The organism is Bacteroides muris (ex Afrizal et al. 2022), from assembly GCF_004793475.1.
In the GTDB taxonomy this organism is placed as follows: domain Bacteria; phylum Bacteroidota; class Bacteroidia; order Bacteroidales; family Bacteroidaceae; genus Bacteroides; species Bacteroides muris.
In genome coordinates this window covers 1-677 of the sequence record NZ_SRYZ01000126.1, presented here as the reverse complement: position 1 = coordinate 677, position 677 = coordinate 1, and the positions used below count along the sequence as shown (strand labels likewise).

Here is a 677-nt window from a genome sequence, read left to right as displayed (position 1 = left end):
GATATTGAAATCGCAAGGCGTGGTCAGTGCGGAGATACTGAAGAACCATATCGCCATGAACAATATTCATCCGGTTACCCTTCTGCAAATGGGGGAATGGGAAAGGGAGCGGTTAAGGAAACATTCAGTAGAAATAGATTCCATATCTTCCTACCGCCACTCCATGTACTATCAGAAGTACCTGACGGATTATCTCGCTTCTTTCGGGAAGAAAGACATCGCCTTTGAGGAAGTGACGGAAGATTTCGGCAAATCTTACAAGGCATATCTTAAGAAATGCAAGAATTTCGGGGCTTCCCAGACCAACAAATGCCTATGCTGGCTGAACCGTCTGCTTTATTTGGCTGTCGATAAGGAGATTATCCGTGTGAATCCCTGTGAGGATCTGGAATACGAACCAAAGCCGGAAGCAAGGCACAAGTACATCAGCCGTGAGGAGTTCAAGAGAATCCTTGCCACCCCGATGTATGATAAGCGTCAGGAGCTTGCAAGACGGGCATTCATCTTTTCCACACTGACGGGATTGGCGTATGTGGATATAAAGCTTCTGCACCCGCATCATATCGGACGCAATGCAGAAGGCAGACGTTACATCCGCATCAACCGCAAGAAAACAAATGTGGAGGCGTTCATCCCCCTGCATCCCATAGCGGAGCGGATATTGTCGCTGTACAACA

At 47.7% G+C, this 677-nt stretch carries 1 protein-coding gene; it reads left to right on the top strand.

The window, feature by feature from the left end; genetic code table 11:
• The coding region (locus tag E5355_RS19160; protein WP_168354397.1) for a tyrosine-type recombinase/integrase at positions 1–677 on the top strand (677 nt) is incomplete at both ends.